The organism is Dorea sp. AM58-8 (assembly GCF_003464045.1).
Taxonomy (GTDB): domain Bacteria; phylum Bacillota; class Clostridia; order Lachnospirales; family Lachnospiraceae; genus Claveliimonas; species Claveliimonas ammoniilytica.
In genome coordinates, this window is record NZ_QSDM01000003.1 from 25,237 (window position 1) to 39,950 (window position 14,714).

At 43.5% G+C, this 14,714-nt stretch carries 14 protein-coding genes; 3 read left to right on the forward strand and 11 right to left on the reverse strand.

The window, feature by feature from the left end; genetic code table 11:
• Position 1: 1 nt before the first annotated feature.
• From DXA18_RS03400 to rho, 11 genes are all read right to left on the reverse strand, one after another.
• Positions 2 to 1,189, reverse strand: a complete 1,188-nt coding sequence (locus DXA18_RS03400) for a pyridoxal phosphate-dependent aminotransferase (RefSeq protein ID WP_118382678.1) — start codon at positions 1,187 to 1,189, stop codon at positions 2 to 4.
• Positions 1,186 to 2,121, reverse strand: coding sequence for a DUF2156 domain-containing protein (locus tag DXA18_RS03405; protein ID WP_118382679.1), 936 nt, complete (start codon positions 2,119 to 2,121; stop codon positions 1,186 to 1,188). Before DXA18_RS03405 ends, DXA18_RS03400 begins: the two co-directional genes overlap by 4 nt.
• A 33-nt stretch (positions 2,122 to 2,154) precedes the next feature.
• Complete coding sequence (locus DXA18_RS03410; RefSeq protein ID WP_243007013.1) at positions 2,155 to 3,867, reverse strand: bifunctional metallophosphatase/5'-nucleotidase; 1,713 nt, start codon at positions 3,865 to 3,867, stop codon at positions 2,155 to 2,157.
• Between the two features lie 47 nt (positions 3,868 to 3,914).
• A complete protein-coding gene (locus tag DXA18_RS15995) occupies positions 3,915 to 4,145 on the reverse strand; it encodes a hypothetical protein (protein ID WP_243007014.1) in 231 nt (76 codons plus the stop codon).
• 39 nt (positions 4,146 to 4,184) lie between these two features.
• Positions 4,185 to 5,531, reverse strand: coding sequence for a DHHW family protein (locus tag DXA18_RS03415; RefSeq protein WP_118382680.1), 1,347 nt, complete (start codon positions 5,529 to 5,531; stop codon positions 4,185 to 4,187).
• A gap of 15 nt (positions 5,532 to 5,546) precedes the next feature.
• Complete coding sequence (locus tag DXA18_RS03420) at positions 5,547 to 6,884, reverse strand: MBOAT family O-acyltransferase (protein WP_243007015.1); 1,338 nt, start codon at positions 6,882 to 6,884, stop codon at positions 5,547 to 5,549.
• A gap of 259 nt (positions 6,885 to 7,143) precedes the next feature.
• Positions 7,144 to 8,217: a peptide chain release factor 1 gene (prfA, locus tag DXA18_RS03425; protein ID WP_118382682.1), complete on the reverse strand. Its 1,074-nt coding sequence runs from the start codon at positions 8,215 to 8,217 to the stop codon at positions 7,144 to 7,146.
• 43 nt (positions 8,218 to 8,260) lie between these two features.
• Positions 8,261 to 9,130, reverse strand: a complete 870-nt coding sequence (gene prmC, locus DXA18_RS03430) for a peptide chain release factor N(5)-glutamine methyltransferase (RefSeq protein WP_118382683.1) — start codon at positions 9,128 to 9,130, stop codon at positions 8,261 to 8,263.
• Positions 9,093 to 10,031, reverse strand: a complete 939-nt coding sequence (locus tag DXA18_RS03435) for a DUF1385 domain-containing protein (RefSeq protein WP_118382684.1) — start codon at positions 10,029 to 10,031, stop codon at positions 9,093 to 9,095. Before DXA18_RS03435 ends, prmC begins: the two co-directional genes overlap by 38 nt.
• A gap of 66 nt (positions 10,032 to 10,097) precedes the next feature.
• A complete protein-coding gene (gene rpmE, locus DXA18_RS03440; RefSeq protein WP_118382685.1) occupies positions 10,098 to 10,298 on the reverse strand; it encodes a 50S ribosomal protein L31 in 201 nt (66 codons plus the stop codon).
• 95 nt (positions 10,299 to 10,393) lie between these two features.
• On the reverse strand, positions 10,394 to 11,719 hold the full coding sequence (rho, locus tag DXA18_RS03445; RefSeq protein ID WP_118382686.1) for a transcription termination factor Rho: 1,326 nt from the start codon (positions 11,717 to 11,719) through the stop codon (positions 10,394 to 10,396).
• 305 nt (positions 11,720 to 12,024) lie between these two features.
• Between rho and DXA18_RS03450 the strand changes: the two genes are divergently transcribed.
• From DXA18_RS03450 to DXA18_RS03460, 3 genes are read left to right on the forward strand one after another with little or no spacing between them, the layout of a single operon-like run.
• Positions 12,025 to 13,173 (forward strand): NAD(P)-dependent malic enzyme, encoded by a 1,149-nt coding sequence (locus DXA18_RS03450; protein ID WP_118382687.1) that lies wholly within the window; start codon positions 12,025 to 12,027, stop codon positions 13,171 to 13,173.
• 1 nt (position 13,174) lies between these two features.
• Positions 13,175 to 14,149, forward strand: a complete 975-nt coding sequence (locus DXA18_RS03455) for a TIGR01212 family radical SAM protein (RefSeq protein ID WP_118382688.1) — start codon at positions 13,175 to 13,177, stop codon at positions 14,147 to 14,149.
• Positions 14,124 to 14,639, forward strand: coding sequence for a DUF4364 family protein (locus tag DXA18_RS03460; RefSeq protein ID WP_118382689.1), 516 nt, complete (start codon positions 14,124 to 14,126; stop codon positions 14,637 to 14,639). The genes DXA18_RS03455 and DXA18_RS03460 overlap by 26 nt, the downstream gene beginning before the upstream one ends.
• Positions 14,640 to 14,714: the final 75 nt, after the last annotated feature.

Consider the following 14,714-nt stretch of genomic DNA (forward strand, 5'->3'; position numbering starts at 1 on the left):
TCTAAAAGTACTCCTTCGCAAGTTCAGCAAATTTCGGAAGTGAATTTACAATCGTCTCATAAGATACACAATATGCCAGTCTTACATAACCTGGGCATGCAAAAGAACTTCCCGGAACCATCAGAATGTTGTATTTCTTACCTGCTTCGCAGAATTCCTTTTCATTCTCAACCGGCGACTTCACAAACAGATAGAATGCTCCTTCCGGCTTAATGCAGTCGAATCCACACTCTTTCAAGCCATTGTACAGTGCTTCTCTGTTTCTGTCATAGTAGGAAATATCCGTCTTTTCATTCAGGCACGCCTTTACGATCTTCTGCTGTAAGGTCGGTGCATTTACGAATCCAAGGATCCGGTTTGCTACGTTCGCTGCTGAAAGCATATCTTCGCTGTCTGCCACTTCATCCGGAATTACCAGATATCCGATACGTTCACCCGGCAATGACAGGGATTTGCTGTAAGAATACCCTACGATCGTATTATCATAATACTTGGTTAGATATGGTACCTCTGCTCCATCGTATACCAGTTCACGGTAAGGCTCATCAGAAATAAGGAAAATCTCTGTTCCGTACTCTTTCTGCTTTGCTTCCATAATAGCTGCCATCTTTTTAATGGTCTCTTCGGAATATACCACACCGGTCGGATTGTTCGGTGTATTCACAATAACTGCTTTTGTCTTCGGTGTGATCTTCTGCTCGAATTCATCCAACTTCGGCTGAAAATCTACGGTATTCGGAGATACCTCTACCAGTACACCGTCAAAGTTATTGACATAGGCTCTGTATTCACCGAAATATGGGGCAAATGTCAGCACCTCATCTCCTGCATTGATGATCGTCTTCAGGATAACATTCAGGCCTCCTGCTGCACCTACGGTCATGATAATGTTCTTTCCCTCAAATGCTGTACCAAAACGTTCGTTCAGAGACTTTGCTACCGCTTCGCGGACATCTGCGTAACCACTGTTGCTGTTGGTGTATCCATGAAGTACCAACGGATCCTCATTCTCAACCAGATCTTCGATTGCCTTCTTTACAGCCTCCGGAGCCGGTACATTTGGATTGCCCAGGCTGAAATCAAATACATTCTCAGCACCGTAAATACCTGCCAGACGGTTACCTTCTTCAAACATGGCACGAATAGCGGAACTGTTCGCTACCAGGCCTTTCATTTTCTCTGCTATCATTCTTCTACCTCCCGTGTCTGATCATCTTGTGTCTTTTCTCTTACCCATCCCTTTTCTACCATGAATGCCGGACGGTAAGATCGTTTCGCTTTTCTGAGTCCTTCGGAACCTGTATCTTCTTCGCGATTCACGTATTTATAATCCATACAGGCATGCTGTACAAACTGCTGATTGATCATCGTGTAAGCGCCTTCGATCTCTCCCAGCGCCTTCTCAATGTGCACAACAAATGTATCTTCAGAAAGCGGCTCTCCGATGGTAAATGCTATGATCTTGCCATCCACTCTTAATGCGCCGCCTACCAGATCTAATTCTTTAAAGAGTCGCAGGGAATTCAGCGTCACACAAAGCTCTGCATTCTTCTCTTCATCCTCTTCACAGCCATTTTCATTACGCCATTTCAAACCTGTCTGTACACATTCTTCCAGATTATCCTCACTGATCGGTTCATAAGACCAGCGGTCTGCATATACGATTTTAAACTTATTAACATGGTTACGTTTGCTGTGAAGCTTCTTGCCGGAAAGTGTGGCCAGTTTCTCAGATTCATATACATAATCTGCATCACCTTCCACATATTCAATCTCAAATCTTCCCGGATACCATTTCTCCAGATATTCAAAATTATCCGGTGTCACAGTATACATGAGGAACGGAACTCCCCGCTCCTTGCTATATACCATCAACACATCCAGCGCTTTCTTAACATTCTCCGGTTCTCCCGCCGGGTATGCAAAAGAGAATCCATCCTCATCCTCCGTACGGAATACCAATGTATGTTCTACCTCAGCAAACTTCACATGATAAAATCGCGCCCATAAATATACATTCACAAATGTACGCTCACAGCTTCTGCTGGTATGATGCTTGAAATAATGTGTGATGAGATCTTTATCTTCCAGTTCTATCTTCTTAAAGTCTATCTCTATCATAACTTACCTTCTTATATTCTTATATTGCTTTTTTTACTTATTCTCTTTCTTATTTTTTCTTGCACGGATTTTAGTATAGCATATCCGGACAACCAATACAATCAACAGGATCAGTACCAGAATAACAGCATAAATCACCAATGCGATCTTATTCGGGTGTTTCAGTAACTCGATTGGATTCCGGCTATCATCGATAACCTTGCGGTTCTCTGTCTTCTCATAACGTTCAGGTACTACAGATACGCCCTCATCGTTTTCAGAGAAGGATTCAAGATAGCTTGCCAGTGCGTACCATTCTTTTACTTCCGCGCCATTCTGATCATGGATAATATACTTTTCAAAATCTGTGATTGGCTCTCCGTCTGCATTCTTCGGTGTGATCTTAAGGATGCCCTTAGACTGTCCTTCTACTGCACCAAGCATCTGCGCAGAATAAAGTCCCGATACCACACGGTACAACTTATCATCCTGAATATTTTCAAGCTTCTCCTGTGTTAAAGGCTCTTCCTTGCCTACCTGATCAGTCGTCATATACACATCCGTCACTTTATTCAGAATCATGCGGTGCGGGTTAAATGTCCACGCCATACCGCTTGGATAAAGCTGTGCGGCACTCATCAGCGAAGACACCGAAGCATCCACCTCTGCTACCGTCTTAAGTTCTGCTCCGGTCAAATATACACTAACCAGCGGATATCCTGTAATACGGTCTGCTCCGATACCAAGAGCGCTTACATTAAATGCGTCCGATACCGTAATTTCTCCCTTTGGGAAGGAATCACGAATTACACCTGTCGCTACAACTGCCAGATCCACCGGCTCGTAATCTTCACCTTCTGCCTGCTTCACTGCATAGATATAAGAGTCAGATATCAGATTACCAAGTCCCGCCTCTCTGTGTTCTGCATACATATCATCTACTGAATCAAATGCCACGTCATTTTCTGCCAATACCTGATTCATTGTATATCCAAATCTGGACAGATATTCTTCATCAATCACACTGCGGTACTGTGCAAGTTCTGCTTCAATATCCGCATCCTTCTCTACCGTGCCATCCATTGCTTTTAACTTATATTCTTCCAATGTCCATCTGCCATCACCATCCGGTACAAGGCTCATCTCACCAAGATTTGCTCCATAGCATCCTGCTGATGCGATCACCGTATTGCCATGAATGATCGGCTGTTCCAATGTAGTATGTGTATGTCCGCTGATGATCACATCAATCTCTGGTACTTTCTCCGCAAGAATCTCGTCCTCAGACTTATCTTCATCTTCATTGGTTCCACTGTGAGACAGACAGACAATCATATCTACATCTTTCTTCTGCAGTTCTTTTACTACACGTTTAGAAGTCTCTACAATATCGTCAAATTCCAGACCGCTCTCTGGCGCACAGGCTGCTGCATCTTCTCCCAGTACACCAAACACGCCAATCTGCACACCATCATGCTCAATCACCGTATATTCTTTACTGCCATAATCTTCCAGTGCTGTCTGAATCAGTTTATTATCATCGGATTTATTCTTTTTCCAATCGATATTCGCAATCAGGAACTGTGGCAATGTAAGCTCGGCATCTTCTTCTGCATTACGTAACGCACTGTGGAACATATTGGAAAGTCCCTCTGCACGGTAGTCAAATTCATGATTGCCAAAAGTAGTTGCTTCCACACCAATCTTGCCAAGCATGGTAAGCTCTGCCGCATCTGTCTCATATATCGTCTGATAGAGCGTACCCATAGAAAAATCTCCGGCATCAAATACAAATGCTGCCGGATCTTCCTCTTTTACTCTGTCAATCTCTGTTTTATTCTGGCAAATCCACCTATCATCTCAGTCTCCCCGTCTGCCTGGCTTGCCTTGTATTCATCCAGTCTGGAATGAATATCATGTGTAAATAATATAGTCACCCTGTCGCCAGAATCTGTCGCAGACTCCGCCTCCGCCACGACAGAATTCACACACAGAGTACATACCATTATAATCATCAGCATGGCTGATTTAATTCGTCTTCTCATCATTATTCTCCTCAATTAATTATTTATACCACTGTGATACTACCAGATGCTGTACATCAGATTTACAGCCTTTGTATTAATCGCATGTGCATTATTCAGAAAGATCACATCCTGAATCTTGTTTTCTTTCACAAAATCCGTCAATCCACCACCGTAATATCTGTAATCCACGACATATACATCATGATAACTGTTTACCAGGAATGGGACAAATGCATTCGCATAGGATTCTTTGATTACCACGCAGGATGAATCATCCTTAATATTCGGATTCTCGATCTTCTCAAATGGTTCATCGCCGGCGATAAAGCACAGGTACTTATTCTCCTGACTATACACATTGGCATCCGCAACAACCTCGCCCTGCTGTTCCTGTCCATTATAATCTGTGTAGGTCAGTTCATTAACCTTTGGCACATATGCTGTGACAGTATCCGGATTATTAGCCAGAACTTCTGACTGGTTACTTGAAGAATAGAAGCTTCCCAAGAATCCTGTGAACTCCTCCTTCGTGTAATCTTTCAACGGAGATGCCTTTTCTCCCTTTTCTTTCATCAGCTGCTTGTAAGCATAATACGCTGCATCTGCTGTCCAGTGATGATCTGTCTTAAAATACAGATACTCACTGTTATGCTTCTTTAATGTATCCAGCACTGGCACGAACTTAACCTTCTTATCCAGATTATCTTCTATGTATTGGAAAGCCTCTTCCTGACTGCTGGATCCCACTTTCTTCTGCATCTCATCATCCAGCATTACAGCAATACTGGTCGGTGCCAGAATATCATATACTGTAGAAGTACCTTTCAGCTCCTTTGCCACTTCATTCAACATCGCGCTGTAGTTAGTTGCACCCTGCGCATCAAATCCATATAACTCAAATGCACGGTCGTCTGCGATGTATACCGTACCTGCCTGTTCCGGTTCTACATGAAGTTCCGCTTTATCATTTCTTCCTTCATCCTCATCATCTGTCTTGGACTTCTTGCTGGATTTCTTGTCGTCTTTGCTTAATGTAGATTCCATTTTCCCATCTACAGGAATCTCATCCGACACAACAGTACCGCCATGAATCTCTTCAGCACTCATTCCATACAGTCTCTCAAATTTGGAATTCAATGCCATGAACTCTTCACGGAACGGAAAGCTGTCCGCATACCAGGTACTGATCTGGTCTGTAAATTCACCATTCATGACCGTCTTTACCGTAGGCTTCGGAAATTTGGTAAGTGTACGCTTCTCAATCGCCGACTCCCTTGGCCGCAACGGTATCATTAACCCCAGAAGTCCGATCACCATTAATGTGATCAGAAATATTCGGATCGTGTATTTTTGAAATCTGTTATGCTCTCTCTTTTTCTTTAACTTGTAACTTGAATCATTCATCTTATTGCTGCTCCTCTAAAACTGGAAATATAAGAATGGATTGTAGCTGTTCCCTATCAACGCCATAAATGACAGAATCAGCAATGCAATCGGTGCAATCATTTCATATACATACACCGGATACGGGATTCTGCAGACTCTGTTAACCAGACCTCTGAAGAATCTGCCAATATACTTGATCAACGGTGTAGATGCTATAATGCAGAAGATCAGCAGAAATATATTATTTTTAATCTGGATAGATGTCGCCATATCCATAAATCCATTGCCGTTCAGTCCAAACATGCCTTTTAGAGAAGTTCCAAGATCAGCAATTGACTCCTGACGGAACAGTGCCCATCCAAAGTACACTACAAGCATTGCATATAAGTGTCTTACCCCACCCGGTAGCTTTTTTAGCTTATCAAGCCAGCCTTTATTCTCAATACAGATAAATACAAAGAAATACAGTCCCCATAAGATATAATTCCAGCTTGCTCCATGCCAGAATCCGGTAAGTGCCCACACTACCAATAAGTTTATTGTTCTTCTTCTGGCTCCTTTACGATTACCTCCCAGTGGGATATACACGTAATCTCTGAAAAATGTACTCAGAGAAATATGCCAGCGATTCCAGAAATCCTTAATTGATGTAGCTATATATGGATAATTAAAGTTTTCATTATAATGGAAACCTATCATCCAGCCCATACCAATCGCCATATCAGAATATGCCGAGAAATCCAGATAGATCTGAAGCATATAGAACAACAATCCAATCCAAAGCCCGCCTGCCGGAATGGCAACAATCGCCTTATGTCCTGATGGAAACAGCGCATCTGCTACAGATGCACAACTATTCGCCAGGATTGCTTTTTTTGCAAGTCCGACCATAAATCGCATGATACCTTTGCTAAACTCATCTACCCGAACCTTACGGTGATCGATCTCATCTGCCACCAACTGATATCTTACAATCGGTCCCGCAATACACTGATGGAACAATGCTGCATATAACAGTAAATGCCAGTACTTACGCTGAGCAGCCACTTCTCCTCTATATACATCCACCACATAAGATAAAAGCTGGAATGTATAGAAAGAAATACCTACCGGCAATACAATCTTTGTTGCCTCCGATGGAAGTCCGATCAGCGAACTTGTAATTCCGGTGAAGAAATTCAGATATTTAAATATACCAAGAAGTCCGATCAACAGCACACAGGCGAGCGTCAGATACTTCCTTTTCACACTCTTCTTCCGACTCCCCTCAATCATAATCGCAGTAAACCAGGATATAAATACCATTCCCAGAAGAAGGATTAAATATTTCGGTCCTGCCCATGAATAGAAAATCAGGGAAAACACCAGCATGACTATGTTCTTCTTTTCAATCCCGTCTACCAAATTATATATCAGCAGATTCAGGGTCAAAAAGAAAAACACAAAAAACAAACTCGAAAAAACCATTAAACTTTCACTCCACAATAACTAATAACTTTTCTTTTTTCGACACTATGCCACTTATAAATTATATAGAACTCCCGTGACGCTGTCAATCAAATCGAACGCAAAAAGAACAGGACGAACCACGGTTAACTCTGATTCATCCTGTTACTTATTCTTCATTTTATTAATCTTCATTCATAGAAGCTATCTTAGCTGCCTGATCTGCTGCGATACATGCGTCCAGAATCTCCTGGATATCTCCATTCATGATCTTATCAAGCTTATATAAGGTCAGACCAATACGATGATCTGTCACTCTTCCCTGCGGGAAGTTATAAGTACGAATCTTCTCAGAACGGTCTCCGGTACCGATCTGGCTCTTTCTTGCCTCAGCCTCTGCATCGTGCTGCTTCTGACATTCCAGATCGTATAACTTGGCACGCAGTAATGCAAATGCCTTTTCTTTATTCTGCAGCTGTGACTTCTCTGTCTGGCTATAGATTACAATTCCCGTAGGATAATGAGTCAGTCGTACTGCTGAGTCTGTGGTATTGACACACTGTCCACCATTACCGGATGCACGCATGACATCAATACGAATGTCCTTCTCATCAATCTGTACATCTACATCCTCTGCCTCAGGCATTACTGCTACTGTGATTGTAGATGTATGAATACGTCCGCCGGACTCTGTCTCAGGCACACGCTGTACACGGTGTACACCGGATTCATATTTCATAACGGAATATGCACCCTGACCGTCAATCATAAAGGTCACATTCTTCATACCACCGATACCGATCTCTTCGCACTCAACCAGTTCTACCTTCCATCTGCGGCTCTCTGCATAGTGTACATACATACGGTAGATCTCTGCCGCAAACAATGCCGCCTCATCTCCACCTGCACCTGCACGGATCTCCACGATAACGTTCTTATCATCATTAGGATCCTTAGGAAGAAGCAGAATCTTCAGTTCATTCTCAAGTTCCTCTACTCTCGCTTTCGATTCATTTAATTCTTCTTTTGCAAGCTCACGCATCTCTTCATCGGACTCTTCATTCAAAAGCTCCAGACTGTCTTCAATATTCTGCTTGCACGCTTTATATTCCTTATATGCTTCAACGATCGGAGTCAGTTCTGCCTGCTCTTTCATAAGCTTGCGAAAACGGTTCTGGTCATTCGCTACATCCGGCTCCTGAAGCTGATTCAAAACTTCCTCCAGGCGAAGCACGATATCTTCTAATTTATCAAACATCTTTTTACCTCCTGATCGGTGATCTTACTCACCTGACATTATTTTATTGTAACGTTCCATACACTACCCGGTCAAGTCCTGCCAGGTCTTTTTTTACGGTTATCTGTTCATAACCGGCATTTTTCATAAGTTCTTCAACTGCCTCTGCCTGATCACAGCCAATCTCAAACATAAGTTTCCCCTGCGTTTTTAAATATTTACCTGCTTCGGAAATGATCCTGCGATAGAAATACAGACCGTCTTCTTTCCCATCCAGTGCAATGTACGGATCATGAAGCCGTACTTCCTCCTGCAGTGTGTCGATCACAGCTGTCTCAATATACGGTGGATTAGACACGATCACGTCATACTTCTCCTCTTCCGGTATCTTCGCAAAAAGATCACTCTGTATCCATGTCACCGGGACTCCCAACCGCCTGCCGTTCTCTCTGGCCACTTTCAAGGCTTCTTCTGACACATCTGCGCCGATCCCCTGAAGATCCGTCATATAGTATTTCTCTCTGCACATTTTCAGAATGCTGAGAACAATACATCCGGATCCAGTACACATATCAAGGACCTTCATCTTCGGACGCATAACCTGGATTGCTTCTTCCACCAGAATCTCCGTATCCTGTCTCGGAATCAGCACATGTTCATTCACACAGAACGGATACCCCATGAATTCCTGTTCACCCGTAATATGCTGCAATGGAATATGCGCTGCGCGCCGTCTGATACAATCTATATACCTGTCCGCATTTTCTTCAGACACAGCACGCTCTGGCTCTGCAAAATACATTGCCTTACTGACACCTGTGACATACTCCAGCAGATACCATGCATCCAGCGAAAATTCTTCAATCCCTTCCTCAGCCAGTTTTACTGTTCCTACCTTATATAATTGTTTCAGTGTTAAAGTTTTCTGCTTCATAAGTTCTCCAGTCAAATACCGCTTCCACTGCCTGAATAGCTACCTCAATCATACTGTCATCCGGTTCTTTTGTCGTAAGCTTCTGGATTGCAAGTCCTGGCTTACTAAGCAGATTGATCAGTGGATTGTCACTGTTACCAGCGAGTCGCAGAATCTCATAGGAAATACCTGCGATAACCGGAAGTAATGCGATACGAACCACCACACGCATCAGTGCTGATTCTACCCTCACAATACAAAGGAGACAGATACTGATAATTAATACAAAGAACAGGAAACTGGTTCCACAGCGCTTATGCTGTCTGGAACTGATTCTGACATTTTCCATTGTCAATGGCAATCCGTGTTCAATACAGTTAATACATTTGTGCTCTGCGCCGTGGTACATAAAGGTACGCTGAATATCTTCCATGTGGGAAATCAGCAGTATATACAAAATAAAAATGCCGATACGCACCAGACCCTCGATTACAGTACGAACTCCATAAGAGGGAATCCATCGTTTCAAAAGTCCGGACAACAGGTACGGTAACACCATAAAAATCGCAACCGCAAATACAATTGACACGATCACTGTCCCGGTCATCAACGCACTTTCCTGTTTTTCTTTCTTCTTCTGTTCTGCCTCTGTCATCGGCTTCTTTTCTTCCTCATCCTCAAAAAAGGAGGCTGAAAACATCAAGGTCTTCATACCGATGATCATCGAGTCGATAAAATTAAACACACCTCTGACAAATGGGATTCTAGTCAGAGCCTTATGATTCCCAACAATGCTGCGGTATGTCTGCTTATCCACCACAATCTCTCCATCCGGCTTCCGCACTGCCACTGCATAGTCATCCTTATTCTTCATCATGATGCCTTCCATCACAGCCTGTCCGCCGATACCTGAAGATTTCATATATTGTCCTCCTGATAATAGAAAAGGTTGAGATTCCGTAAAATCTCAACCCGTTACCTTCTTGGATTATTTTAATCCGTATTTCTTGTTGAACTTGTCTACACGACCACGAGCCTGTGTTGCTTTCTGCTGTCCTGTGTAGAATGGGTGGCACTTAGAGCAGATTTCTACGTGGATATCTTCGCTTGTAGATCCTGTTACAAAAGTGTTACCACAGTTACAAGTTACAGTTGCCTGATGATATGCTGGATGTATTCCTTCTTTCATTTCGTTTCACCTCTTCTTTATTATCGTCGTGCTTAATGCACTTTATTTCGTTTCATAAACAGCTTATTTATTGTATCATAAAACTTTTACATTGTCTAGATTAATTTTGTCTTTTTTACCATTTGAATTAATTCTTTATTACTTCTGGTTCTCGAGAACATATTTAAGATATTCTCTACTGCCTCGTCAGAGCGCATTCCATTGAGTGCCTTGCGCATATGATCTACCGCTTCCAGCTCTTCCGGAGACAACAGCAGATCCTCTCTTCTGGTTCCGGACTTCGGAATATCGATTGCCGGGAACATACGCTTCTCAGAAAGCTTTCTGTCAAGCACCAGCTCCATATTACCGGTTCCCTTAAATTCCTCATATACCACATCATCCATACGGCTTCCCGTATCTACCAGTGCTGTTGCAAGAATGGTCAGGCTTCCGCCTTCGCGCATATTTCTTGCTGCACCGAAGAATCGCTTCGGCATATGAAGTGCTGCCGGATCAAGACCGCCGGACAGCGTTCTTCCGGACGGTGCTACCGTCAGGTTATAAGCTCTTGCAAGTCTGGTGATACTATCCAGAAGAATCATAACATCTTTACCATGCTCTACCAGTCTCTTAGCACGCTCAATCACCATCTCGGATACCCGCTTGTGATGCTCCGGCAATTCATCAAATGTGGAATAGATTACTTCCACATTTGCTCCTTCAATTGCCTCCTTAATATCGGTTACTTCCTCCGGGCGTTCATCAATCAGAAGAATCAGCATATGCACTTCCGGATTATTCTTTCGCACAGACAATGCCACCTGTTTTAAAAGCGTTGTCTTACCGGCTTTCGGTGGCGATACGATCATACCTCGCTGACCCTTACCAATTGGAGACATAAGATCCATGATACGCATGGCAGTGCTGGTCTTTCCCGTCTCAAGAGATAATCTCTTATTTGGAAAAATTGGTGTAAGATCTTCAAAGTTTGGTCTCTTGGCAGCAATTGCAGGATGAATACCGTTAACTTTAGATAAATACAACAATGCACTGAATTTCTCCTGCTGTGTCTTAATTCTCGTATTACCTTCCAGGATATCTCCCGTCTTCAGATTAAATCTGCGGATCTGTGAAGGCGATACATATACATCATTCTCTCCCGGCAGATAGTTTTCACAACGGATGAATCCAAAGCCTTCCGTCATTACTTCCAGAATACCGCTGGCCGTCTCACCGCTGTCCAACTTATCTATATCGTGAATCTCCTGCTTGTCCCGGTCTCCGGTATTAGCAGAACGCTCTTTATCGCGAATATCTTCTTCCAGCATACGTTCTATAAGCTGTGCCTTCTTCATGCCTGATATACCGGATATATCGCGTGCTTTGGCAAGCTCTTTTAATGTAGCCAGAGGAAGCGATTCATACTTTTCTCTCATCATATAATCTTCGTTTCCTTTCTGAGTTCTTTTCTGATTATTAACTTATTAACCACCGTTATTAATCTTCATTAATCTTCAATTTTAATTCACACTCATTAGCATAGGGAATGCAGCCGAACTGGCTGTTGAATTTATGTATCTTATTATACACGATTCTGATATTTTTGCAAACCTTTTTTGTCCACTCTGATAGCTCTTCCAATTTGACTTGAACTGTTAAGGATGTTATGATATTTAATGTCGTCGGAACACTCCGAAGACATTGTATTCTAACATTAACGAAGATAAAGAAAAGGTGAATCAATATGACAGCAAATGAACTTGCATTACAGATGCACAAGAAATGGAATGGTAAGATTGAAACCACTGCCAAATCTCACGTCAGAACAAGGGAAGATCTGGCTATCGCATATACTCCAGGTGTAGCAGAACCTTGTAAGGTTATTGCCAAGGATCCAACGGCAGCCTACACTTATACAATGAAAGCAAATACAATTGCCGTTGTCTCTGACGGAAGTGCCGTACTGGGACTCGGTAACATCGGTGCTCTGGCAGGTATGCCTGTTATGGAAGGTAAGGCTGTCCTCTTCAAAGAACTTGGTGGTATTAATGCTGTACCAATCTGTCTGGATACACAGGATACAGAAGAAATCATCCGTACTGTAGTAAATATCGCACCTGCATTTGGTGGCATCAACCTGGAAGATATCAGTGCTCCACGCTGTTTTGAAATTGAGGAACGGCTGAAAGAACTCCTGGATATTCCGGTATTCCACGATGATCAGCACGGTACTGCCATCATCGTCCTCGCAGGCATTATTAACGCTATGAAAGTTGCAGGCAAAGACAAAGAGACTGCACAGGTCGTTGTAAATGGTGCCGGTTCTGCCGGAGTTGCCATTACTAAGCTTCTGCTCCGTTATGGTTTCAAGCATGTCACCATGTGTGACATTAATGGTATGTTAAATGAATCCTCACCGAATCTGAACTGGATGCAGAAGGAAATGGTGAAAGTAACCAATCTGGAAGGCAGACAGGGAACTCTTGCCGACGCATTAAAAGGTGCTGACATTTTTGTTGGTGTATCTGCTCCAAATATTGTCACCAAAGAAATGGTCGCTTCTATGAACCACGACGCTATCCTCTTTGCCATGGCGAATCCCGTTCCGGAGATCATGCCGGATCTTGCAAAAGAAGCCGGAGCCAAAGTTGTTGGTACGGGACGAAGCGATTTCCCGAACCAGATTAACAACGTTATGGCATTTCCTGGCATTTTCCGTGGTGCACTGGAAGGACATGCTACTAAGATCACAGAAGAAATGAAGCTTGCCTGCGCGGAAGCAATCGCAAGTCTGGTACCGGACGACGAACTGACTGAGACACACATCGTACCGGATGCACTGGATCCTATCATTGCTGATGTCGTGAGCAAAGCTGTCAAAGAGCTGATATAATATGCAGAAAGAAAACAGAACGCCCCAGCCAGTCCGCTGGGGCGAAAAACGCTTTTATTCTCTGGATTACTACCTGAAACAGACTTACGGGCACAAGCTCTATAAGATCGCACTGGATGCCGGCATGACCTGTCCCACCAGAGACGGTACGCTGGGGACACGCGGCTGCATCTTCTGCAGTGCCAAAGGTTCCGGTGACTTTGCAGCCGACCGTTCGTTGTCTGTCACCGAACAGCTTATTCAGGGTAAAGAAATCATCCGAAACAAATTCCACGCAGATGGATACATTGCTTATTTTCAGGCATTTACGAACACCTACGCGCCTGTCGAACGACTGCGCCAGGTTTTTACCGAAGCAATCAATGCGCCGGATGTAGAAATCTTATCCATCGCTACCAGACCGGACTGCCTCGGACCGGAAGTATTAGAACTTTTGCAGGAACTGTCTCAGATCAAACCAGTCTGGGTCGAACTTGGATTGCAGACCATCCATCCGGATTCTGCTACATTCATCAGGCGGGGATACGAGCTTTCGGTGTTTCTGGAAGCCGTAGAGAATCTGCGCAGGATTGGAATCTCTGTTATCGTCCATGTAATCCTCGGACTTCCGGGTGAGACTTTCGACCAGATGCTTGAGACCGTTCAATATCTAAATACACTGGATATCCAGGGCATCAAATTACAGCTCCTCCACATACTGGAGGGCACGGATCTTGCGGATTATTACCGCGAGCATCCATTTCCGGTTATGACTATGGATGAATATCTGGCACTCTTAGGTGACTGTATCAGCCATCTGAGACCAGACATTGTGATCCACCGGTTAACCGGCGACGGTCCATCTAAGCTCTTGATCGAGCCGCAATGGACCACGCGTAAGCGCGACACGCTAAATCGGCTAAATGCCTATCTAAAAACCCAGAACATCTGGCAGGGAAGGAGTTATACCAATGGCACAACCACTTACACTGTATAAGCTAATCGTATTATATATGCTGGATCGTGTAGATTTCCCGCTGTCCACATCGCAGATATCAGAATTCGTGCTGGACAAAGGCTATACTACTTACTTTAAGCTGCAGCAAGCTCTGTCGGAACTGATGGATGCCGGACTGATCCGGGATGAATCCACACATAACCGTACCTTGTATCATCTGACAGAAGACGGTTCCTCTACGATTGATTATTTTAAAAACAACATTTCACAGGATATTCAAAAAGATGTTAATGAATATCTGAAAGAAAAGAAATATGATTTAAAGAATGAAAGTTCTGTCAAAGCAGATTACTACCGCAATACCAATCAGGAATATTCGGTACACTGTCAGGTAACCGAGAACGCACTGCCGTTGATCGATCTTACGATTACAGTGCCTTCCGAAGCCGAAGCACAGGCTGTAACCGACAACTGGCAGAAAAAGAACCAGGAGCTCTACGCCACTATTATGGCAAAGCTTCTTGGATAGTCATTCATTTTACAAGGGAGGGTATGACTCATAACGAGTCATACCCTCCCTCCTTTGGAACTATCTATTTCCCGA